At 42.8% G+C, this 22,228-nt stretch carries 23 protein-coding genes and 1 tRNA gene; 12 read left to right on the plus strand and 12 right to left on the minus strand.

Annotated elements, in window-relative coordinates; genetic code table 11:
- Positions 1 to 462: 462 nt before the first annotated feature.
- On the plus strand, positions 463 to 1,134 hold the full coding sequence (locus tag V7O67_RS03445; protein WP_342306203.1) for a B12-binding domain-containing protein: 672 nt from the start codon (positions 463 to 465) through the stop codon (positions 1,132 to 1,134).
- Between the two features lie 100 nt (positions 1,135 to 1,234).
- Here the strand turns inward: V7O67_RS03445 and cysS are convergent, their stop codons facing one another.
- The gene (gene cysS / locus V7O67_RS03450) at positions 1,235 to 2,671 is read right to left on the minus strand and encodes a cysteine--tRNA ligase (RefSeq protein ID WP_406670876.1); all 1,437 of its coding nucleotides are present in this window, start codon (positions 2,669 to 2,671) and stop codon (positions 1,235 to 1,237) included.
- 24 nt (positions 2,672 to 2,695) lie between these two features.
- Positions 2,696 to 2,768 (minus strand) — tRNA-Cys (locus V7O67_RS03455).
- A 376-nt stretch (positions 2,769 to 3,144) separates the two neighbouring features.
- On the opposite strand from V7O67_RS03455, the gene V7O67_RS03460 reads away from it, so the two are divergent.
- The 4 genes from V7O67_RS03460 to V7O67_RS03475 are packed head-to-tail and all read left to right on the plus strand — an operon-like array spanning position 3,145 to position 8,307.
- On the plus strand, positions 3,145 to 3,996 hold the full coding sequence (locus tag V7O67_RS03460) for a CHASE domain-containing protein (protein WP_342306201.1): 852 nt from the start codon (positions 3,145 to 3,147) through the stop codon (positions 3,994 to 3,996).
- Between the two features lie 3 nt (positions 3,997 to 3,999).
- Positions 4,000 to 6,321 carry a PAS domain S-box protein gene (locus tag V7O67_RS03465; RefSeq protein ID WP_342306200.1) on the plus strand — a complete coding sequence of 774 codons (2,322 nt, stop codon included), beginning with the start codon at positions 4,000 to 4,002 and terminating at the stop codon, positions 6,319 to 6,321.
- On the plus strand, positions 6,305 to 6,748 hold the full coding sequence (locus V7O67_RS03470) for a response regulator (RefSeq protein WP_342306199.1): 444 nt from the start codon (positions 6,305 to 6,307) through the stop codon (positions 6,746 to 6,748). Before V7O67_RS03465 ends, V7O67_RS03470 begins: the two co-directional genes overlap by 17 nt.
- 14 nt (positions 6,749 to 6,762) lie before the next feature.
- Positions 6,763 to 8,307: an ATP-binding protein gene (locus V7O67_RS03475; RefSeq protein WP_342306198.1), complete on the plus strand. Its 1,545-nt coding sequence runs from the start codon at positions 6,763 to 6,765 to the stop codon at positions 8,305 to 8,307.
- A gap of 22 nt (positions 8,308 to 8,329) precedes the next feature.
- Here the strand turns inward: V7O67_RS03475 and V7O67_RS03480 are convergent, their stop codons facing one another.
- From V7O67_RS03480 to V7O67_RS03525, 10 genes are all read right to left on the minus strand, one after another.
- The gene (locus V7O67_RS03480) at positions 8,330 to 8,881 is read right to left on the minus strand and encodes an adenylate kinase family protein (protein ID WP_406670879.1); all 552 of its coding nucleotides are present in this window, start codon (positions 8,879 to 8,881) and stop codon (positions 8,330 to 8,332) included.
- 24 nt (positions 8,882 to 8,905) lie between these two features.
- Complete coding sequence (locus V7O67_RS03485) at positions 8,906 to 9,493, minus strand: anthranilate synthase component II (protein WP_406656285.1); 588 nt, start codon at positions 9,491 to 9,493, stop codon at positions 8,906 to 8,908.
- On the minus strand, positions 9,493 to 11,061 hold the full coding sequence (trpE, locus tag V7O67_RS03490) for an anthranilate synthase component I (RefSeq protein WP_406670881.1): 1,569 nt from the start codon (positions 11,059 to 11,061) through the stop codon (positions 9,493 to 9,495). Before trpE ends, V7O67_RS03485 begins: the two co-directional genes overlap by 1 nt.
- Complete coding sequence (locus V7O67_RS03495; RefSeq protein ID WP_406670882.1) at positions 11,054 to 11,731, minus strand: phosphoribosylanthranilate isomerase; 678 nt, start codon at positions 11,729 to 11,731, stop codon at positions 11,054 to 11,056. The genes trpE and V7O67_RS03495 overlap by 8 nt, the downstream gene beginning before the upstream one ends.
- The gene (trpD, locus tag V7O67_RS03500) at positions 11,685 to 12,746 is read right to left on the minus strand and encodes an anthranilate phosphoribosyltransferase (RefSeq protein WP_342306193.1); all 1,062 of its coding nucleotides are present in this window, start codon (positions 12,744 to 12,746) and stop codon (positions 11,685 to 11,687) included. The genes V7O67_RS03495 and trpD overlap by 47 nt, the downstream gene beginning before the upstream one ends.
- 204 nt (positions 12,747 to 12,950) lie before the next feature.
- The gene (locus V7O67_RS03505; RefSeq protein WP_342306192.1) at positions 12,951 to 13,256 is read right to left on the minus strand and encodes a FeoC-like transcriptional regulator; all 306 of its coding nucleotides are present in this window, start codon (positions 13,254 to 13,256) and stop codon (positions 12,951 to 12,953) included.
- A complete protein-coding gene (locus V7O67_RS03510) occupies positions 13,256 to 13,717 on the minus strand; it encodes a hypothetical protein (protein ID WP_342306191.1) in 462 nt (153 codons plus the stop codon). The genes V7O67_RS03505 and V7O67_RS03510 overlap by 1 nt, the downstream gene beginning before the upstream one ends.
- Positions 13,718 to 13,738: 21 nt before the next feature.
- On the minus strand, positions 13,739 to 15,760 hold the full coding sequence (feoB, locus tag V7O67_RS03515) for a ferrous iron transport protein B (protein WP_342306190.1): 2,022 nt from the start codon (positions 15,758 to 15,760) through the stop codon (positions 13,739 to 13,741).
- A 35-nt stretch (positions 15,761 to 15,795) separates the two neighbouring features.
- A complete protein-coding gene (locus tag V7O67_RS03520; RefSeq protein WP_342306189.1) occupies positions 15,796 to 16,032 on the minus strand; it encodes a ferrous iron transport protein A in 237 nt (78 codons plus the stop codon).
- Positions 16,033 to 16,289: 257 nt separating this feature from the next.
- Positions 16,290 to 17,774 (minus strand): cobyric acid synthase, encoded by a 1,485-nt coding sequence (locus tag V7O67_RS03525; RefSeq protein WP_406670885.1) that lies wholly within the window; start codon positions 17,772 to 17,774, stop codon positions 16,290 to 16,292.
- 122 nt (positions 17,775 to 17,896) lie between these two features.
- Between V7O67_RS03525 and cbiT the strand changes: the two genes are divergently transcribed.
- Genes cbiT through V7O67_RS03560 form a run of 7 tightly spaced genes read left to right on the plus strand, consistent with a single transcriptional unit; the run spans position 17,897 to position 22,183 of the window.
- Positions 17,897 to 18,454: a precorrin-6Y C5,15-methyltransferase (decarboxylating) subunit CbiT gene (gene cbiT / locus V7O67_RS03530; protein ID WP_406656279.1), complete on the plus strand. Its 558-nt coding sequence runs from the start codon at positions 17,897 to 17,899 to the stop codon at positions 18,452 to 18,454.
- A 15-nt stretch (positions 18,455 to 18,469) separates the two neighbouring features.
- The gene (locus tag V7O67_RS03535) at positions 18,470 to 19,081 is read left to right on the plus strand and encodes a cobalt-factor II C(20)-methyltransferase (RefSeq protein WP_406656278.1); all 612 of its coding nucleotides are present in this window, start codon (positions 18,470 to 18,472) and stop codon (positions 19,079 to 19,081) included.
- Positions 19,082 to 19,099: 18 nt separating this feature from the next.
- Positions 19,100 to 19,843, plus strand: coding sequence for a precorrin-4 C(11)-methyltransferase (gene cobM, locus V7O67_RS03540; RefSeq protein WP_406656277.1), 744 nt, complete (start codon positions 19,100 to 19,102; stop codon positions 19,841 to 19,843).
- Positions 19,844 to 19,887: 44 nt separating this feature from the next.
- On the plus strand, positions 19,888 to 20,358 hold the full coding sequence (locus V7O67_RS03545; RefSeq protein WP_406656276.1) for a cobalamin biosynthesis protein CbiG: 471 nt from the start codon (positions 19,888 to 19,890) through the stop codon (positions 20,356 to 20,358).
- Complete coding sequence (locus tag V7O67_RS03550; RefSeq protein WP_406656275.1) at positions 20,355 to 20,708, plus strand: cobalamin biosynthesis protein; 354 nt, start codon at positions 20,355 to 20,357, stop codon at positions 20,706 to 20,708. The genes V7O67_RS03545 and V7O67_RS03550 overlap by 4 nt, the downstream gene beginning before the upstream one ends.
- Positions 20,677 to 21,474, plus strand: a complete 798-nt coding sequence (cobJ, locus tag V7O67_RS03555) for a precorrin-3B C(17)-methyltransferase (RefSeq protein ID WP_406656274.1) — start codon at positions 20,677 to 20,679, stop codon at positions 21,472 to 21,474. Before V7O67_RS03550 ends, cobJ begins: the two co-directional genes overlap by 32 nt.
- Positions 21,464 to 22,183 (plus strand): precorrin-8X methylmutase, encoded by a 720-nt coding sequence (locus V7O67_RS03560; RefSeq protein WP_406656273.1) that lies wholly within the window; start codon positions 21,464 to 21,466, stop codon positions 22,181 to 22,183. The genes cobJ and V7O67_RS03560 overlap by 11 nt, the downstream gene beginning before the upstream one ends.
- Positions 22,184 to 22,228 lie beyond the last annotated feature (45 nt).

Genomic DNA, 22,228 nt, shown 5'->3' on the forward strand with positions numbered 1-22,228 from the left:
CATATCTTCCCGGAGAAATCATTTATTCAGTTATTAGGTTATGATCAGGTCCATTGTATTAGTTTATGTAGTTAGAATTCGGGGCTGAAGAATAGTCCTTTCTTAAACATAAAGTGTCTATATCCATCCAAACCATGCAATTTCCTCCGTAGAATTCCATCTCCACACCCTTTTGTGTCAAGCAAAGGGGTTTGGAATTCTACAAACCGATTTTCTCTTCTGAACTTGTAAGGGATGTATTTTTCTAATCTGAGATGTACAATATTCAACTCTAGTATTACAAGCACGCTGTAATATTGCAAGGATAATTGCATATTACTTTCTCTTTTCTACATTCATATGCAATAGACACATTGCACTCAGTTTATTCTATATAACTTATCTTTCTAGTAATTTTATTGATTGTTTCTACACCTCTTTTTCATTAAGAAGGTTGCAGACTAGAGTAAAAAGGAAATTCCAATGCTTAAAAAGCAAGAGATTATTGCCAAGGCAAAAAAAGCTGTCATGGAATTTGATGATAAAGCAGCAAAAAAGATTGCTACCGAAGCCCTTGATGCAGGTATGGACCCTTCCGAACTCATTGAAGAAGGGTTCACAGCGGCAATGACAGCTGTGGGTGAACAGTTTGCAGCAGGCAAAGTATTCCTTCCTCATGTTAGTGCAGCGGTTGATGCAATGCAGGCAGCAATTGACATACTGTTACCTGAACTGGACAGGACGGGCTCTAAACCCAAGTCAAAAGGCACAGTTGTTATAGGCACAATTGAAGGTGATATCCATTCCATAGGAAAGGACATTGTTGTAACAGCGCTCAAGATTGCAGGTTATAATGTCGTGGACCTTGGCAGGGACGTGCCTATAGAGAATTATGTAATAAAGGCAAAGGAAGTTAAAGCAGATGTTGTAGCTTCGTCAGCACTTATGACCATTACGATGATCAATCAGAGACGTATAGAGGAGGAACTAAATGAGGCAGGTTTCAGGCGCAACGTCAAAACAATGGTTGGCGGCGCACCTGTAACTAAAGAGTGGGCTTACAATATCGGAGCCGACATTTATGCAGAGAATGCAGGAGATGCTGTGGACAAGATCACTGCCTCGCTCAAGGATAAAAAAGTGTTGGATCTATAATCAACTTTCATTACCATCAATAACTCAAAAAATAGATTTTTATCCTAAATGATTAGATGCTTGCAATATGAGGTTGTAACGTATGCTTTTGCTTTAAGTCTTACATCCGTTTCCACCGGATACCATCTTTCCTATCCTCGATAAAAATTCCTTTTTCCTTAAGGTTATCCCGGATTGCATCGGATTTTGCCCAGTCTTTTTCTTCACGTGCCTTTTCCCGGAGTCCTATCATTTCCGTAATATCTTCCTCTGACAGACCATTTGCAACATCTTCGGAAGCTGGTTTTTCATCCTCTGTAAGTATTCCAAGTACTTCGTTGATCTCTGAATAGAATTCCAGTATTTTTTCAAGTGATAAGCGGCCTGGTTTTTCACTGGTAATTATAGAATTTATCTTACGAGAGAACACAAAAAGATTTCCAATTGCTTCTCTTGTGTTGAAATCATCATCCATGGAATTGATGAATGCATCCCTGGTTTCACTTATTAAATCCGTAAGTCCGTTATCATTTCCATCTTCATGGGCTTTTTTCAGGGCATGTTTTACGTTTGATATCGTATTTAGTAATCTCTTTCTTGCCCTGCCAGCTTCTTTCAGGGTCTCCTCGCTGAAATCTATAGTACTTCTGTATTGTGTATAGACTATGAAGAACCTTATAGTTCCGGGGGAGAATTTACTGAGCACTTGTTTGATTGTGAAGAAATTACCCTTGGACTTTGACATCTTTTCATGATCAATAGTCAGAAAACCATTGTGAAGCCAATACTTGCTGAAAGGATTTATACCCGTGTAACCTTCTGATTGCATTATCTCAGCTTCATGATGAGGGAATATTAGATCTGCTCCTCCCCCATGAATATCAAGCTGTTCCGAGCCGTGTTTCACTGACATCACAGAACATTCTATATGCCATCCAGGCCTCCCTCTACCCCAGGGACTTTCCCATCCGGGCTCATCCTCCGGAGAGATTTTCCAGAGCACGAAATCAAGTTGGTATTTTTTGTCCTTTTCTACATCGATCCTGTTCCCTGAGCCTTCCATAAGTCCTTCCACGGTCTGATGGCTCAGTATGCCTATCTTGTCCATTGATTTTGTCAGATCATAATACACATTGCCTTTGTGGGTCACGTACGCTGTACCGTTTTCTATTAATGTTCCAACAGTTTCGATGATCTCGGGAATGTGTTCTGTGACCTTTGGCTGAGTGTCAGGAGCCAGCACTGAGAGGGTTTCCATGTCCTCTATGAAGGATTCAGTGAACTTGCGGGACAGCTCAAAAGGATTTTCTCCGGTTTCCTTTGCCCTGTCTATTATCTTGTCATCAACATCAGTTATGTTCGAGACATATCTGACGTCATATCCCCTGTAAGCAAGATAGCGTCTGATCACATCAAAAGAAATGTAACTTCTCGCATGCCCCAGATGGCAGTGATCATACACTGTAGGGCCGCAGACGTACATGTTGACTTTTTTTCCGTGAAAGGGGATAAATTCCTCTATACTTCTCGTTAATGTATTGTAAACATTTAGTGTCACAGTAAAACTTCCTTATATATAGGATGCCGAGGGGAAGACTCGAACTCCCGAAAAACCGCTCTGCAGGCGGTCACATTAGCCACTCTGTCACCTCGGCATAAAGACGCAAAAAATCATTACAACTTATTATTGTCAGTTTTCTCTATTTATCTGTTATTATCAATACTAAAGACAAGTGGAAAAATTTGCTTATGATGTTTATTACAGTCTCTTTGTCATATCTGTGCTCTTATATAATAAATACAAAATCGTAATCATAGTTTTTGTTATTCACTAAACCAAAAATTTATTTATGAAAGCATTCAATATTTCATTAACTAAGTAATAAAGCATATATGCTCGTATCCATTGTTTTGGGTTAATGCAATTGACAGGGGAATTCTGTAACCATATTGATTTGGATGGTTCCTGATAAATGGATATTTTAAGACTAAGTAAAAAGAGAAAGTAGGCGGAGGGGCGCAATTATGGTGATGTCCGGGAAACCTCATAAGATATCTGATGTCTTGTCACGCATTGGCCAGAGTCACATAGCATTGTTAGGTGCAGTAGTAATTTTGGTATTATTGTTATTTGTGTGGTGGCAGGCCAGTCTTGTATATCAGGACCATTTGTTGGAAGGTCAGCAAGCTCAAGTTGAAATGCAATTGATCTCTTATGGGGCTGCATTGACAAATCAGGTAAATCTGCATCTGTCTCATCTTAAAGGACTGGAAGCATTTGCTCAGGCAAACCCTACTGAAAATGAATTGGATGCAAATTTTGAAAGTTTTGCCTCCGGTTTGTATTTCGGTACATCAGTTGTCAGGTCAATTCAGTTATTTCCAACGTTCACTGAAGTGTATGTCTATCCTGTTTCAGGCAATGAGGCTGTTGTAGGAAGAAACCTTGATGATCTGATCAACGATGAGCGTCCACAGGTTCGTATTGATGTACAAAGAACCATTCAGACGCAAGAGGTAGCAATCAGTGGCCCTTATGAATTGCGACAGGGTGGCTTTGGTATGGTATTCCGACAGTCCGTTTACCTTAACGATTCACTCTGGGGGATGGCAGTGCTTGTTTTTGATGTCCATCCTTTGTTACATGAAGCAGGATTGGATACTTCATCTGAAAACTTGAATATGGTTCTAAGTGACGGCTCCGGTCAGATTCTGGTTGGTTCCAACGATACGCTTCTGATGGTTCCAATGACCTATTTCGTGGACCTGCCTGAAGGTGGATGGGAACTCGCCGCTGTTCCTGTAGGGGGATGGTCGGCTTCCATTGAAGAACCATTGGATATTTTCAAAAAAAGCGGACTTGTTATTGTTTTTCTTCTGTAGGCAATGGCCTATGTTCTTCTTAGTTATGCTACTTCTCTTAAAAAGAAAGTAAAGGAACGTACGTTTTCTTTGACCGAGTCTCAAAACCGTTATCATCAATTGTTTGATAACAATTCTGATGCGTTGTTCTTAATTGATGAAAGTGGACAGATATTGGATGCCAATAATGTTGCTTTGGAACGTTATGGCTATTCGAAGGAAGAATTATTGGAGATGGTTGCCTGTGACCTGTCAGCTCCAAATTTGCGTGACAATTCAGTTTCACCTATAAAAGAAATTCTTGATTATGGTATGCAATTCCAGTGGGTCCATGTCCGCAAGGATGAAACCGAATTTCCGGTAGAGATAAATGCCCGGCCTTTGATGTTGAACGACCAAAAATGTATTCTTGCTAGTGTGAGGGACGTAACTGCAAGCAAAAAGGCTGAAGAAGCTCTTATAAAGTCAGAGGAAATGTTCTCCAGAATATTTAACACCGTACCGGAGGGCATGATATTGACGACATCCAATGAGAAAATTATCAACGTCAACGAGAGTTTCTTCAGGAACATGGGCTTTGACAGGGAAGAGCTTATTGGTAGAACCACTCTAGATGTAGAATTCTGGCTGGATCCTGCAAAAAGGGAGCAATATATCGCTCAGCTTCAGAATCAAGGGTTTGTAAGGAATTTTGAAGCTGAGGTCATTACAAAGGCCGAAGAAAAAAAACATGTTCTCGTTTCCGGTGACATAATTACAGCAGACAACGATAATCTGCAGCTTACCATATTCAGGGACATCACTGAGCGTAAGACTATAGAGATAACTCTTCATGAGAGGGACCGTCTGCTGAATGAAGTAGGAAGCATCGCGAAGATTGGTGGCTGGGAATTTGATGTTTCCACGGGCGAGGGTACATGGACTCCTGAAGTTGCCCATATTCATGACCTTGACCCTGACGATGAAACGAATAGAGAGATAGGATTGAGTTTCTATTCTCTGGATTCAAAAGTTATCCTCGAAAAAGCAATACACGATGCTATTGAAAAGGGTGAACCATATGACCTTGAGCTGGAACTTATATCAGCTAAAGGGATACACAAATGGGTGCGCACACTTGCCCGTACAATCATGAAAGATGGCAAGGTTGCACAGTTGACCGGTTCCATGCAAGATATCACAGAGCGAAAACTTGCCGCTGATAAACTGCGTGAAAGTGAGGAGCGTTTCCGTGCCACTTTTGAGCAAGCGGCAGTAGGCGTTTGTCAATGTAATATGGATGGTGGTTTCATTCAGGTCAATCAGCGGTTGTGTGATATCATAGGTTATGATTCTCAAGAATTGCTTGAAATGAATTTTTCTGATATTAGCTATCCTGAGGACCTCCAAAAAGAGCTTCCTTATGTAGAAGAAGTTCTTGCCGGAGAGATTAATGACTATTCAATGGAGAAAAGGTACATTTGCAGGGATGGCAGGACTGTATGGGTGAATTTAGCCGTTACGATGGTGCACTCTCCTGATGGTAAACCTTTGTACTTCATAGGCATGATAGAGGACATCGACAAACGTAAACAGGCAGAGGAAGAAATTCGGAAGCTCAATGCTGAACTTGAACAACGTGTTGTAGAACGTACATTCCAATTGGAGGAAGCTAACAAGGAGCTTGAGGCATTCGCTTATTCTGTATCCCATGACCTGCGTGCTCCCCTGAGAGCGATTGATGGTTTTTCGAAGATAATAATGGAAGACTATGAGGACCAATTTGATGAAGAGGGTGAGCGCCTGTTCAATGTGATCAGGACAAACACTCAAAAGATGGATAAGCTCATCACAGACTTGCTGGCCCTTTCCAAGATTGGGAGGAATGAAATTAATCATGTTGCCATTGATATGAATGCCATGGTCAAGTCGGTCTTTAATGATCTTGTAGCAAGCGAAAATGAAAAGAGTTTTGTGTTTACAGTATCCGATCTTCCTGTTTGTTTTGCAGACCCTACTTTAATAAAGCAGTTGTGGATTAATCTTTTGTCCAATGCTGTGAAGTACAGTATGCACAGGGAAGAGAACATAATTGATGTCGGAACTTACACTGAGGACGGTATGAATGTTTATTATGTCAGGGATAATGGTGTGGGTTTTGATCCCCGTTACAGTCACAAACTATTTGGAATATTCCAACGTCTTCATAACGAAAAAGAGTTTGAGGGGACAGGTGTTGGCCTTGCTATCGTTCAACGTATAGTGGGCAGGCATGGTGGCAAGGTATGGGCTGAGGGAAAGGTCAATGAAGGAGCGACATTTTACTTTTCATTACCTATAGGAGAAGATCATGTGTGTGGAGAATGAAGTAGAGATCCTACTTGTGGAAGACAACCTTAATGATGTGGAATTAGCTCTTAGGGCTTTGAAAAAGAACAACATTGTAAACAATATAGTTGTCCTTGGAGATGGTGAGCAAGCTCTTGATTTTATCTATGGGCACGGGGAGTTTAAAGACAGGGACATTAAAACACAACCCCGTTTGATTCTTCTTGATCTGAAACTTCCAAAACTTGATGGTCTGGAGGTGCTGAAAGCAATAAAAAGTGACCCGGAAACAATGGTGATTCCTGTTGTCATGTTGACATCCTCAAAGGAAGAATGTGACGTTGTAGAGAGTTATCGCCTTGGTGTTAACAGTTACATAGTAAAACCAGTGGATTTTGACAACTTTGTGGAGGCCATAAGGAAGATCGGTTTTTATTGGTTGCTAATGAATGAGTTCAAAAGATAGTGAGGCCCAAAAAGATGGAAAACGATTCTATTCTGCATATATTGTTTGTAGAGGATGTTCCCTTTGATACAGAATTGGCAGAGAGGATGCTTGTAAAAAATGGGGTGCATTTCCAGTCATTGAGAGTTGAAACAAGTGAAGATTTTTCAAGAGCACTTGAAGAATTTGCCCCTGATATTGTAATATCTGATTATAGTCTTCCAACGTTTGACGGCATGCAGGCACTTAAAATACTGCTAGAGTTCGACAACCGTATTCCTTTCATCGTTTTAACAGGTTCTCTGAATGAGGAAACTGCTGTTTCATGCATGAAGGCAGGAGCAACAGATTATGTGCTTAAGGATCGCATGAAAAGACTTCCATTTTCTGTAAGGGAAGCCCTTGATAGTAAAGCTGTTCTCATGGAAAAAGAAAAAGCAGAGTCCTCTCTTCGTAAAAGTGAGGAAAGGCTCAAGCTTGCAATGGAGGTTTCAGAATCTGGTTTCTGGGACTGGGATATGGATACCAATGCCGCGTATTTCAGTTCTGGCTGGTACAAAATGTTTGGATATGAACCACATGAACTTTCCCGTTCATTTGAAACATTTACTTCCCTTTTGCACCCTGACGAAAGTGAGTTTATAAGCTCAAAATTACTGGGGGATCTACAAAAACTGGAAACTTTTCAAATGGATTTCAGAATGCGTTCCCGGTCAGGGGAGTGGATATGGGTTACAGGCCATGGAAAGCCTTTTGAGATCGATCAAAATGGTGTTCCTCATCGGGCAATTGGTACATGTGTAGATATAACCAACAGAAAGCTTGCTGAAGAACAAATGTTGCGTGCAAGGATAGCTGCTGAAGAGGCTAATCGCTATAAAGATGAGTTGTTGGGTAACATCAGCCATGAGTTAAGGACTCCTTTGAGTTCTATAATTGGTTTTTCTGATGTTTTACTCGAAGGTTTATCGGGTAGTTTCAATACGGTACAAAAAGAACAGTTATCAATTATTAATACAAGTGGAAATAAATTACTCGAGCTCATTAACAGGATGCTGGACCTGTCCGGGATAGAGTCTGGAAAAATGTCTCTTTTGATTGAAAGCTTTCATCCGGAGTATGTCTTATCTGTAGTTCTCAACAGAACGGGTGCAATGGCCTCTAAAAAGAACATTACTATTAGTACAAAGATAGATTCTGATGTTGGGGAGATAACAGCAGATGCCATTAAGACCACAGAAATGCTTTATAATCTGGTTGAAAATTCCCTGAAATTCACACGCGCAGGTGGTGCAATATCAATAGATGTAAAAAAGGTGGATGATAGCATATGCATATCTGTTTCAGATAGTGGAATTGGAATAAAAGAAGCTGATATGGATCGAATATTTGAACCTTTTGTGCAGGCGGATGGCTCGACAAGTCGCAAACACGGAGGCGCAGGTCTGGGTCTTATGCTTGTAAGGGAGTATGCAAAAATGCATAACGGTGAGGTACAAGTTGAAAGTGAATATGGTAGTGGCAGTACTTTCACACTGAAATTACCTTTATATGTGGATACTTTAAAGGCGTTACCTTAGCATAAAAAATAGGGGATGGAAGCTAATCAAATAAGTAATCGCTCCAGTCCACAGACCCTGGTCTGTAAGCCTGTTCGATTTCTTCTGTTTCTCCTCTCTTAAGTGCCTTTATTATTTTCCCGATATCCTTGAAGGTTCCATCCACAGTTCCTCCTGTCGTATTAAGTTCAAAGACCTTCTCGCACCAGTCCACCGCTTCCGCCAGGATGATGTCCAGGGCTTCTGCTTCGAGGTTTTCCCGTACTTTTTCAACTGAATACTTCCTTTTTTCCAATCTTTCTTTCAGTTTTTCAGGCGATGTCCTCAGCACAATAACGATATCAGCAATATGGTGTGAGAGATGGCTGTCAACTATGGTGACAGGATATAATTTATCCTGCAGTTCCAGAACCCTGTTATATACCAGGTCCATGTCAGCGACGACGCAGTCCCTCTCATGATCGACTTCCGAATAAAGATTCTCTTCCCTGATAAGCTCATTGAGATGGATTACCTGATATGATGGGTCATTTTCCATTAGTTTTGTAACAGATGTCTTCCCTGTTCCCGGTGTTCCTGTGATACCGATAAGCATGGTTACTAATAAGCCTGCAAAGGCTTAATCCTTATGCATCCCTGCAATTTTCAGGAAGTTCTCGATAATCTTCATACCTTCCACAGTAAGTATCGATTCAGGATGGAACTGGACTCCGTATATAGGATATGTTCCGTGTTCCACTGCCATGATAATGTCATCTTCTGTCCTTGCCGTTACCTTTAAGCCCTCGGCAAGTTCCTTAATCGCAAGGGAATGATACCTTCCACCCTTGAATACATTCGATACTCCATCAAAGAGCCGGGATGGCTCATGACTTATCTCGGATGTTTTTCCATGTATAGGTCCGCTTTTCGCATGCCCGATGCTGCCACCAAAAGCTGTGTTTATCGCCTGGTGCCCCAAGCATACACCAAGCACAGGAACCTCGGACCCAAATTCCCGGATGATATCCAGGCATGTGCCGATATCTTCGGTTTTGTGAGGAGTACCCGGCCCCGGAGAGACAACGATGGCATCCGGCGAAATAACCCTGACCTCTTCGGGAGATATGGTGTTCGGAACTACCACTGTTTCAGGTTCAAACATAGAAACATAGTCCACCAGATTCCATACGAAAGAATCCTTATTGTTGATGAACAGTATCTTCATTATTTCCCTCCGATTGCCTTTATCATTGCCGCCATTTTCCTTTCTGTCTCCTCAAACTCATATGCAGGGTCGGAATCCGCAACAATTCCCGCACCTGCCTGCACGTATGCAGTGTTGTGTTTTATCAATACAGTCCTGATGACTATTGCAAAATCAGCATCACCGTTCCAGGAATAATAACCAACACCTCCACCATAGATTCCCCGGGATTCAGGTTCAAGATCGTCTATAATCTCCATAGCCCGTATCTTTGGAGCACCAGAGAGTGTACCTGCCGGGAAGATAGCTCTTGTGGCATCGAACTGGTCACATCCGTCCCTCATCTCTCCGCTGACAGTACTTTCGATGTGCTGTACGTGAGAATATTTGATGACACTCATGAGATCATCAACCTTTACGGTCCCACCCTTTGCAACCATTCTCACATCATTGCGGCCGAGATCCACGAGCATGACATGTTCTGCGCACTCTTTCTCATCGTTTAGCATTTTTGCTGCAAGCTTCTGGTCCTCATCATCATCTTTTCCACGGGGACAGGTACCTGCAATCGGATTGGTCATGACCTTATCATCGTAAACGGTCATCAGTGTCTCGGGACTGGCTCCCACGATACCTACGTCCTTGAAGTTGAAGATGTACATGTAAGGACTGGGATTAATATTCCTGAGCCTGATGTAGAGCTGCAGAGGCGTCTGACTCATCTTAACAGAATACCTTCTGGATATGACAACCTGGAAAATATCTCCGTCAATTATGTGCTGCTTTGATTTTCTCACAGCCTCTTCATATGCATCCTGATCCATGTTAGCAACCGGTTTTTCAGAATCGGTAGCCGGGATGTCTTCACTGATACCTATAACAGATGCCATCTGGAGTGACCTTTCCATCAAAAGTGCTTCAGAGAGAGCATGCTCATAAACAGCATCAAGATCGCTTTCTTCAGTCACAAAAGGTGTAACCACCATACATGTCTCATTAGTAATGTGATCGAAGACAAAGGTCTTCGTCATTATGGAGAAGTGCATGTCCGGTGTTTCAGCATCTCCTTTTTTTTCCATGCCTAACCACGAATCATACACAAAATCGTAACTATTGTATCCTATGGCCCCTCCTAAGAAGGTCTGCCTGTCAAAGCGCTTCTGGTTCAGCAGGATAGTATCGTTGCTGGTGGGGTATATTTTTCTAAAAGCTGCAAGTGCATCTTCATCTTCGCTGATCTTTAACCTGAACTTGCCACCAATAAGGGATTCAATGTTTCCCATTGACTTGACATTCCTATAGATATACTTCGTGAGCTCAGAATTTTGCTGGCACTCTATCGTCAGGAACCTGTCCTTTATCGAGACAACAATCTCAGGGTCTGCACCTGCAAACGAATACCTTGCATGTTTCTTTTCCTTCTCTACTGACTCAAGCAAATATGAATGACCTGCATTCTGGAGGGTTGCATACAACTGGAGAGGACTGCAGATACTCTCAACCTTTGCCATAAGCTGTACAATAGCAGGTTTTTGAGCCCCCTTCACTAAAGATACGAATTCTTCTTTGCTAAGATCAAAATTAACCATTAACACACCTTACATTTCTTACAAACCTGCGCACTTTGGCAGGATCTTTCTTTCCTTCTGTCTCTACACCGGATGCAGTATCAACAGCAAATGGTTGTACCTGCTCCACCGCTTCCCGGACGTTTTCGGGTTTTAATCCTCCGGCAAGTATCACCGGGATATTTGTATTTTCCACTACCTGCCTGCTTATTGACCAGTCATGCACCGCGCCTGTGCCACCACTGGTTCCTGCTTTGCCCGAATCCAGAAGTATGCCGTCTATCAGGTCATTGTCAAGTAGTGCATCCAGTTCAGTCACAAGCTTTGCAGGCAATTCTTTGCTTTCTACAGGTATGGTAAATGTCCTTATGATCTTCTGGTGCGTGCCGTTGCGTATGATCTCTATTTCTTCAGGGCTGAGCTCATTGTGAAGCTGTACAACATCTGGTTTTACCTTCTCTATAAGTTCCAGTGCCTGTTGACCGTCAGATGGCATTATCACAAGTACTGAGTCCACGAAGAAGGGTACTGATTTTACAAGCTCTGCTGCTGTTTGTACATCCAGTTTTCTGTGTGTGTTCACAGGAACCTCTGTGATAAAACCAACAGCATCAGCTCCATAGCTTACTGCCAGTTCTATGTCTTCAGCAGACTGCATTCCGCATATCTTCACTCTTGGAAGCTGCTTCATGTATAACCTCTTGGATGTTGTTGTTATCACTGAATTCCAGTAGTTTCTCCATGGCTCTACCACTATCAAGTATCTCTTCGATCATTGGAATGGCTTCTTTTACGGAGCCAGCTTTGCCAGCAACATAAAGGGCCGCGGCGGAGTTCATTACTATAATATCTCTCTTAGGTCCTTTTTCACCTTTGAGGATGTATATTATGTCAAGTGCGTTCTCTTTCGGTGTGCCGCCTACAATATCATTTGCTTTTGCTCTCTTGATCCCAAGCTCTTCAGGAGTGAGTGTATAGGTGCTGATCTTTCCGTCCTTGAGTTCGGCAACATATGTTTCGGATATATTGGATATCTCATCCATGCCGTCTCCGTGAACTATCATTGCTCTTTCAACACCGAGCTTTTTCATTACCTGGGCAAATGGTTCGCATAGCTTCTTGTCAAAAACACCAACAAGCTGAGTTTTTGCATTTGCAGGATTTGTAAGGGGCCCGAGCATATTGAACACGGTCCTGACTCCCATTTCCTGTCTAATGGGTCCGACCCTTTTCATCGCAGGATGGAATATTGGTGCAAACATGAAACCGATGCCATCTTTTTCGATCGATGCTTTTACTTCTTCAGGTGATTTGTCCACCTTTATACCGAGTTCCTTCAGCACGTCAGCACTTCCTGAAAGAGAGGTTATAGAACGGTTACCGTGTTTTGCAACGGCTACACCGGCTGCTGCAGTTACGATGGCTGCTGCAGTCGAAACATTGATGGTATTGTGCCTGTCACCACCGGTGCCCACGACATCCACGAGCACACCGGTAACTTCCGGTGCAATTGTATTTGCGGCTTTTTTCATCCCGGTGGCAAAACCTGCGATCTCTTCAGGAGTCTCCCCTTTCATTTTCAGGCCTATGAGGAGGCCGGCAATTTGTGCATCAGTGGCCTCTGTGAATATCTGTGTGATAGCGTCCTCTGCTTCCATTATTGTGAGGTTCTGCTTTTCACTTACTTTCTTTATGTAGTCCTTCATGTGAGCACCTTTGAACGCATTGATGTATATATCTATACAATAGTGATTAAAGATGACTAATTGTATTTAATACTTATGGCTTTGTCAAAAGCAAAAAACAAAAAAGACAAAATTAAACGGAGCCAGAGATCAGAAAGTTCAAAAAAGCATAAAACAGAAATTGACAGTAAAAAAGCAATGTAACGGAAAATAATATCAAAGGTATCAGGACACTCTTCCGCAATTTTTCCTGCCTTTTTCCGTCAGCCTGTAGGATTTTATTTTACTGTTCCCTGCAGATAGTTCAGGGCCTGCGCAGAGCTTTGAACACCCTGGACAGTTCCCGCCGCAGCTAATTTCTCCTTCAGCTGTACACTCTATATCTCCTTTTTTTTCCATGATGTTCAGGAGGTTCCTGAATTCATCTTGCCTGAGGTTGAGCCTACCAGCAATGGTCCAGATGATGAGATTCTCTTTGGAGTCCATTATTGTGGCTATTCTTTTCAGGAAAAATTTGTAACCGACTACCATTATGCTCCCTCCCTGAATACAAGTACTTCATTAAGGGAAAACCTGTCTTTCCAGTGCAGTATTCCTGCAAGTGAAAGTAGTCCAAGGTAGATTCCCGGTCTGAAAGTCTCCATTATACTCCATCCTTCGTAGTCATCGGGGACTATAAAGGAATCAAGCAGAGTGCCGCCCATTATCAACAGGTATGCTCCCATGAATACAAGTGACATCAATATCCCTACATAAACGAAGGAGACACCTGCGTTAATTCCCTGTTTCATTTCCTTTAGGCCGTAAAGGAATACTGCTCCTATGACCACAAGGCAGAACCCGCCGAGGATGTCGCCCGGGACGAATAGTTGACTTGCTGTTGCGGTATTTATTCCAAGTCCTTCTGCAATGTGGAATATTCCAAAGATGGTGTACAGCGCTCCTGCAAGTGCTGCAAATATTAATTCTTTATTTTCATGATTTTGTTTCATCTACATCATCTCCTTTGTAGTTCAGGCAAGTAGTCCCATTCTGCTGCCAACCTGGTACACAACAAATGCACTTCCCCATGCAAGTCCTGTGCCGTAAAGTAATTGGAACATGGTCCATTTCCATGAACCTGTTTCTCTTTTGATAACTCCTATACAGGCAAAACATGGTGCGTACAGAAGAGTGAACACCATTAGCCCCAGACCTGCAAGGGGTGTCATTGCTCCAGCTGCAAGTACGGCTGAAAGACTTGCTTCATTCTCGCCTACTCCATAGAGTACACCCATGGAACCAACGACTATTTCTTTTGCAACAACGCCGAACAATAATGCTACAGCAATTCTCCAGTCAAATCCAAGGGGCGCTACAAGGGGTTCTAACATTACTCCAATGACGCCTATTACGGAATTTGTGCTGCCATAAATTTCCTCGGAAGCAAAGATCCCTCCACTTCCAGGTGCCGGAATTGATGCAAGTAACCATACTCCAACAACACCTATGAGTATGATAGTTCCTGCTTTTTTGAGGTATATCTTGCCTCTTTCCCACATGTGGATGGTACTTCCTTTGAGTGTAGGTATCTTGTATGAAGGGAGTTCCATAATGAAAGGTGCATCTTCACCTCTTAGTATTGTACTTCGCATGAGTTTTGCACTTACTATCGCGACAAGTATTCCAAAAGCATACAAACTGAAGATCACAACACCTGCATCTCTTCCGAAGAAGGCACCTGCCAACAACACATAGACCGGCAGCCTTGCTCCGCATGACATGAAAGGTGTGATAAGTATGGTAATGAGCCTGTCTCTGGTGTCTTCGATGGTACGTGTTGCCATTATGGCAGGAACGTTACATCCGAATCCCATTATAAGGGGAATGAATGACTTGCCGTGCAATCCGATCTTGCTCATCAGTTTGTCCATGATGAATGCAGCTCTTGACATGTATCCGCTGTCTTCCATCAGGGAGAGCATGAAGAAGAGCAAGAGGATGTTGGGCAGGAATATCAGTACCGACCCGACACCTGCTATCATTCCTTCTCCTACAAGGGATGCCAGCCATGGGATATTAATGACATTTGTGGCAGTTTCTGCGAGCCATCCGAAGAATATGTCTATTATATTCATGAAGGGTGTGGCAAAAGTGAAGGTAATCTCAAAAGCTGCCCACATCAAAGACAGAAATATAGGTATTCCAAGAACTCTGTTTGTCACCACGCGGTCAACCATGTCCGAACCGCTAAGATGTTCAGTGTTGATGTCACAAACCTGCCTTAGCATGGCCTGTATGGTCTTGTATCTCTGGTCTGCTATTTTTGCCTCTAAACTATCAGCATCTATTTTGCTGAGTATCTCATTTATACGGGTATAGCTATCGCTTTCCCTTGCTTTTTTAATTATATTCTCGTCGCCCTCAAGCAACTTCATGCTGAACCATCGTAACGGATAATGTGCAAAATAAGGATCAGTTCCAAGGATCGATCCAAGTTCATCAGCATTGTTCTCTATTTCTTCTTCGTAGGTGAACACGCTCTCTGTGAACTGCGTCTTATCTATCTCTCCTGCAACTGCATCAAGAAGACCTTCTATCCCATTTCCTTTACTTCCGATTGTGGATACTACGGGTATTTCGAGGAATTCCTGCATATTCTCCGCATCAATGCTGTCACCTTTTGCTAGTGCAAGGTCGGTCATATTGAGTGCGATGATCATTTTCACTCCCAGTTCCATCAACTGGGTCGTGAGGTAAAGGTTCCTTTCAAGATTTGTTGCATCTATAACCTGCACTACAATGTCCGGCTTTTCTTCAATAATGAAATCACGTGCTATTATCTCGTCAAGTGAATAAGCTGTAAGACTATAGGTTCCGGGAAGGTCTACAATTTCCATTTCAATGTCATTGTGGACTCTTTTTCCTATCTTTCTCTCAACGGTTACTCCGGGCCAGTTTCCAACGTGTTGTTTTGAATCTGTTATTGCATTGAATATGGAGGTCTTTCCAACATTGGGGTTGCCGGTAATGGCTACCGTTATTTTTTCTGTCATTCTGTCACCACTCTGGTTTGGATCAGATTTTCCAATTACTCAAGTATTTCGACCATGATGGTTCCAGCCTCTCTTTTTCTGAGAGAGAGATTGTAGCCTTTAAGCTTGAACTCCACCGGGTCACCCAGGGGTGCCCTGCGAATAACGTCCACCCTTGTTCCGGGAGTGAGCCCCATGTCAAGAATTCTTTTTCTTGAGGACTTTTGCCCTGCTACTTTCAGAACCTTCACGGATGTTTCAGGTTCGATGAAATCCAGTGTTTTTTCGTTCATTTTGTAACCTTTTGTTCTCTTATTTTTTATAGGTGGGCCTACAATGTGTAACTATGTATATATTATTTTCCATTGGCTTACATAAGTAGTGTTATTTACAATGTCTCTGTGTGCAAACATTGCTTGTAAATAAGTAACAAAAGGCCTTTCAGGGTGGATTCAAAAAAGATGGCCAAGGCTACATGTTTGAAATTGAAAGTTCGGTGCAAAAAAAGAAAACAACAGTCAGATGCTGCTGATTTAAAAAATAGGGGTATTTATTCCTGGTTTTCAATTAGTTCATAAATCTTTTTCATGTCAAGGCAGCTTTCCACAATCTCAGCAAGTTCCTCGTAAGCTTCCTCTTCTGTTGTCACTGTTTCAGGATGGTAGTCCACACCCTTCTTCTCGGCAAGGTATATCATGAGAGCGTGACGGATATTTTCATTTTCAAACAGCCCGTGAAGGTACGTACCTATCACAGTACCACTTTCATCAATGCTGCCATCATCTCCGAAAACGGTCCTAGGAGTCTTTGTGTCACCCATGTGAATTTCGTAGCCCCATATCTCATCGCCTTTGATATTCTTGAATATAGGACCATCGGCGACTATCTCTTTACGGACCTGAACTGTCTTCTTCTTATATTCACCGAAAACTGTTTCGATATCAAGCAATCCAAGTCCCTCATAATCAGCCTCAACTCCGTTCTCTACACCCGAATCGTGAATGATCTTTCCAAGCATCTGATAACCGCCACAAATACCAAAAATGGTCGCCTTACCTTTAAGATTCTTGATCTGAGCATCCATACCACTTTTCTGAAGATCCAGAAGATCGCTGACTGTATTCTTGGTACCGGGAATCATTATACAGTCAGGCGTACCAAGGTTCTCGTCAAGATCAACATACCTGACATTGGCAATCCTTTCGAGAGGTTCGAAATCAGTGAAGTTAGATATCCTTGGCAAGCGGATGACTGCAATATCAATATCATTGATATCCTCGTTTTCAATACTGCCTTTTTTCTTCCGGATTGCCATTGAATCCTCAGAAGGTATCTTTAGTTTATAATATGGCAATACTCCGAGAACAGGTACGTCTGTTAGCTCTTCAAGCTGCCTTAAACCCGGTTCGAGTATGGCAGGATCGCCCCTAAACTTGTTAATGACAAAACCCTTGAGATTCTCACTAACATCCCCGGGTAACAGTGCCTTAGTTCCGTAAAGGCTTGCAAAGACACCGCCGGATTCAATATCCCCAACCAGTATAATAGGTGCACCTGTTATGCGTGCGGTTCCAATATTAACGATATCACGATCATAGAGATTTATCTCTGCTGCACCGCCTGCGCCTTCCATTACAATCAGGTCATACTCGGTTTCAAGCCTTTCAAGAGCTCCACGGAGTACGCCATGCATTTCTTCAATGGAATCATAGTAGTTGCCTGCGGATTTATCTGCATAAGGCTCACCAAGCACTATCACCTGCGATGTCCTGTCACCTTTTGGTTTAAGAAGTACGGGATTCATGTCTGCAGTTGGTTCCACCCCGGCGGCTTTGGCCTGTATTGCCTGAGCAATACCTATTTCCTTACCATCTTTTGTTATCCATGAGTTCAGGCTCATGTTCTGGGCCTTGAATGGTGCAACCTTATATTTCCTGGAAAGGATTCTGCACAGCCCTGTGACCATTATACTCTTACCAACGTCGGATGCAGTCCCTAATACCAGTAACTTCTTAGCATTTTTCTTGTTTTCCATTGCAACCGCCATAATAATTTTTAAAACCATATACCATATCGCAATAATGCAACAGTTTTATGAAGGACAACTTATATCTACTTAACTCCAATAACTCAAATTTATCTTAGTTAAGGTGGAACATGACAGAACTTTTGCACGTAAGTGGCGGTCCTACGAAACCGGAGATTATTGCAGTATCCCTATCTAAACTTGATTTAAAGGATGATTGCAGATTTTTCGATATAGGTTGTGGTACAGGAGCCGTATCTATAGAAGCTTCAAAAATGGTGCGAGCAATCAACATATGTGCCATTGATGCAAGGGAAGAGGCAATTAATGTAACGAAGAAGAACTTCGAAACATTCAATATCACTAATTCCAGGGTGTTATCCGGAGAGTCTTCCGAAATACTTGAAAAACAGGATATAGGTTCCATCGACTGTGCATTCATTGGTGGTACAAAAAACATTTCCCGCGTGCTTGAAGTGCTTGCCGAAAAAAAGGCAAAGAGTATTGTTGTGAATGCAGTGCGAATAGAAACGGTCGTAAACGTAATAAATAAGATGAAAGAACTTGACTTATTCGATGAGGTACTGCATGTAATAGTTTCACGTGGCGTGCCGCTTACAGGTGAGACTATGTTCAAACCTGAAAACCCGGTGTATATTGTTGTTGGCCGGTCAGGAATAAAAAAGTAATAATGGTGATTAAAAATGCTTGTCGGAGTAGGACTTGGACCCGGTGATTCGGAACTTCTGACGCTGAAGGCTGTTGAGGCCCTGAAAAATGCTTATAAGGTATATGTTCCCGGTCGGCTTGCAGCCGATCTCGTAGCACCCTATGCAGATGCAGAGATCCTGGAATTCCCCATGTTGACAGACTATGATGTGCTCAACGCAGTGTGGAAGAAGAATGCTGATATGCTTGCTGAGGAGTCAAAAGACAATCTTGTGGTTTTCGGTCTGATTGGTGATCCAAATTTCTTCTCAACATTCACTCACCTAAAACGTGTGATGAATAAATTCTACCCGGACGTTGAAACAGCAACGATCCCGGGTATCAGCTCAATAACATCCTTTGCTGCACAGACAGGAGCAGAAGTGGACTCATCTTTTGAAGTAAGTGATGGATCAGACAGCAAATACAGGATCAGATTGAAGGCCAGCAGGCCTCTTGAGATAATCGAGTCCTATGAAAAGGAAGGTTTTAACAAATTCACATTCTGCGAGCGCCTTTTCAGTGAAAAAGAAGTCATTATCACAGAAAGAGAGAAGATTCCTGAAAAAGGGAACTATTTCAGTATCATCTTTGCAGAAAAGAAATGATTGCAGGGAGAATCAAAGATGGCAAACAAGAAAGTATATTTCGTAGGATCAGGTCCCGGAAATGCTAAATACATAACTGTTATGGGAAAAGAACTTCTTGAAGGGGCAGACCTCGTAATATATGCAGGTTCCCTTGTAAACCCAGAAGTGCTTAATTACTCAAATGGTGAGAAAATAGATAGCTACGGACTCACCCTTGATGAAACAAACAAACTTATTGTTGACAATCTCGAAGCAGGTAAGAAAGTTGTAAGATTACACAGCGGAGATCCTTCACTCTATGGTTCCATAGTTGAGCAGATAGAGGAATTGAAGAAATTCGACGTAGAAGTAGAGATCATTCCCGGCGTATCTTCAGTGTTCGCAACAGCAGCTGCATTACAAACACAGCTTACACTTAATGAAGTATCAGAAACTCTAATAATTACACGTCCTGCAGGCAAGACTCTTGAAAAAGACCAGATAAAGGAGCTTTCAAGACATAACGCTACAATGGCTGTTTTCCTGGGAACCCAGAAAATAGAACAGATAATGGAAAAAGTTGAATATGCACCAGATACCCCTGTTGCCGTAGTTTTCCATGCATCATGGCCTGACCAGAAGATCATTAAGGGCACGGTATCTGACATTGCAGACAAGGTCAAGGAAGCAGGCATCAAGCGCTCTGCAATGATCCTTATCGGCGGAGTTGTAGAGCCTGTGGAATATGGTAATTTCGGGAGGTCTTACTTATACGGAGTGGCACAAGAACCGCTGTCATAACCTTTGAGAGAAATCTTGAGGTTGCAGAGCGCCTAGCAGGACATTTGAATGCCGATGTCCTGATGTATGACAAGAGTATCTTCAAAAAAGCCTTTGAAGAATATGATGCTATCGTGGCGGTATTTGCCACAGGCATCGTTGTACGTGAAATCGCACCTCTCATTGAAGATAAATGGAAGGATCCTGCTGTAATAGTTGTAGATTCTAATATGAACTTCGCCATCCCGCTTCTTGGAGGTCATCATGGGGGCAATGAGGTTGTCAGAAAGATAGCCGAAATTGGTCCGGTTCCTGTAGTCACGACTGCCACGGAAGTCCATAATAGAAATTCTGTCGAGGGCATTGCCAAAACACTTGGCTGTGATATTGTAAACAAGCCTTCCACAGTGCAGGTGAACTGTGCCTTGCTCGATGAGGATGTCGAAGTCCTTGAGATCAAGGGTCCCAAAATAGTCATTGTCGGAGATGATGTATCGGTCCTGAAAAAGGATAAGGAAAAGGCTGAAAACGCATGATCATAGGTATCGGAGCCCGAAGAGGTATCGATAGCCAGGAAGCCATCGATGCGATTAACAATGCACTTGCAGAGGCAGGCAGAAGCATTGATGATGTGGAAGGACTCGCATCAGCAAAACTGAAAGAGAACGAAACCGGCCTGCATGAAGCAGCAGAGTTTTTCGGGCTCACTATAACATTCATAGATCACGACGAATTGAATAACTATGATGCGCCATCGGCTTCGCAGGCAAAACGCTTCGGGCTAACAGGTGTGGCAGAACCTGCTGCGCTGGCGTTGTCGGAAAAAAAGGAATTAATACTAAGGAAGAAGGTATATGGAAGGGTCACAATCGCAATCGCAGAGTAAAGCAAAAGGAAAGCTTTACATTATTGGTATAGGTCCGGGTTCTGTGGAACAGTTGACAGTTAAGGCAAGGGATGTAATACTGACCTCTGACTATATTGTAGGAAACGGAACCTATCTTGACCAGATGGCAAGCCTGCTGGACAAACAGGAAATCGTACGTAGTGCCATGGGTAAAGAAGTCGACAGGTCACGCAAGGCTGTAGAGCTTGCACAGGAAAATGTTGTATCCATGATCAGTGGCGGAGATGCAAACGTTTATGGAATGGCGGGCCTTGTCCTTGAAGTGGCAGAACACGCAGACCTTGAAGTTGAAGTAGAGGTACTGCCCGGTGTAACTGCTATCACAGCGGCTGCAAGTGTGCTGGGTGCACCTATTGTCAATGACATGTGTACTGTGAGTCTTAGTGACCTCCTGACACCGTGGGAAGTCATCGAGAAAAGGTTGGATGCAGCAGCATCCGGGGACTTTGTGATGTCACTGTATAACCCAAAGAGCCGTCAGCGTAAATCTAATTTCTCAAAGGCCATCGAGATAATCAGACGCCACAAGGATGACTCCGTTCCTGTAGGTCTTGTGAAGAATGCCCTCAGGGACAAAGATCAGGATTACATAGTTACCACCCTTGGCGAGGTTATGGACCACAATGACTGGGTGGACATGAGCACCACTATCCTTATCACCACCAACGATTCCCGCATATGGGATTCACCACATGGCAAGAGGATAATTACTCCAAGGGGGTATCACCGGAAGTATGACTACTGAAGCCAAAAAGACAGACGCAAGTATCGAAGAACTTGTAGAAATGACAACTGAGATCGATCCTGAACTTGTTGATATCTGCACCGATCTCGGCTCACAGACAGACGAAGCCAAAGCCATATACATGACCAGCCGTAACATCGCCCGCAAACTTGTAGGCGATGAGACTTTAGAGGATAAAGTAAAACAGCGCTGTGTTACTTCAACAGGCGACCCTGCGGTTGCAGACATCATGCGTTTTGTTAACGAGCCCATCAAGGCAGGCGTAGCAGCCATCAAAGCAGGTGCACCCATCCTTGTTGACATCAATATGGTTAAGTCAGGTGTCACCAAAAGGGGACACAACTGTGAGGTTATCTGTGTACTCGACAAAGATGAGGATGCAGAACTTGCCAAAAAATACGGCATCACAAGGACCGCAGCAGGTTTCCTGAAATGCAAGGATATACTTGAAGGTTCCATTGTTGCTATCGGCAATGCTCCGTCTGCTGCATTTGCAGTATGCAGGATGATAGAGCAAGGCATCAAGCCAGCAATAATTGTTGGCACTCCGGTAGGCTTTGTCAATGCTGCAGAGTCTAAGGAAGTTGTCAGGGACGCCGACGTTCCTTCAATCACATGTGTTGGCACACGTGGTGGGACACCAATGGCAGTCGCCTGCGTGAATGAACTTGTCGCAATAGCAAACGATGATGAATGTGCTATTGATTAAGCACATTTAACTTTTCTAATTTTGAATTCCTACTTTTCTTACATT

The sequence above is a fragment of the Methanolobus sp. ZRKC4 genome (assembly GCF_045291305.1).
Taxonomy (GTDB): domain Archaea; phylum Halobacteriota; class Methanosarcinia; order Methanosarcinales; family Methanosarcinaceae; genus Methanolobus.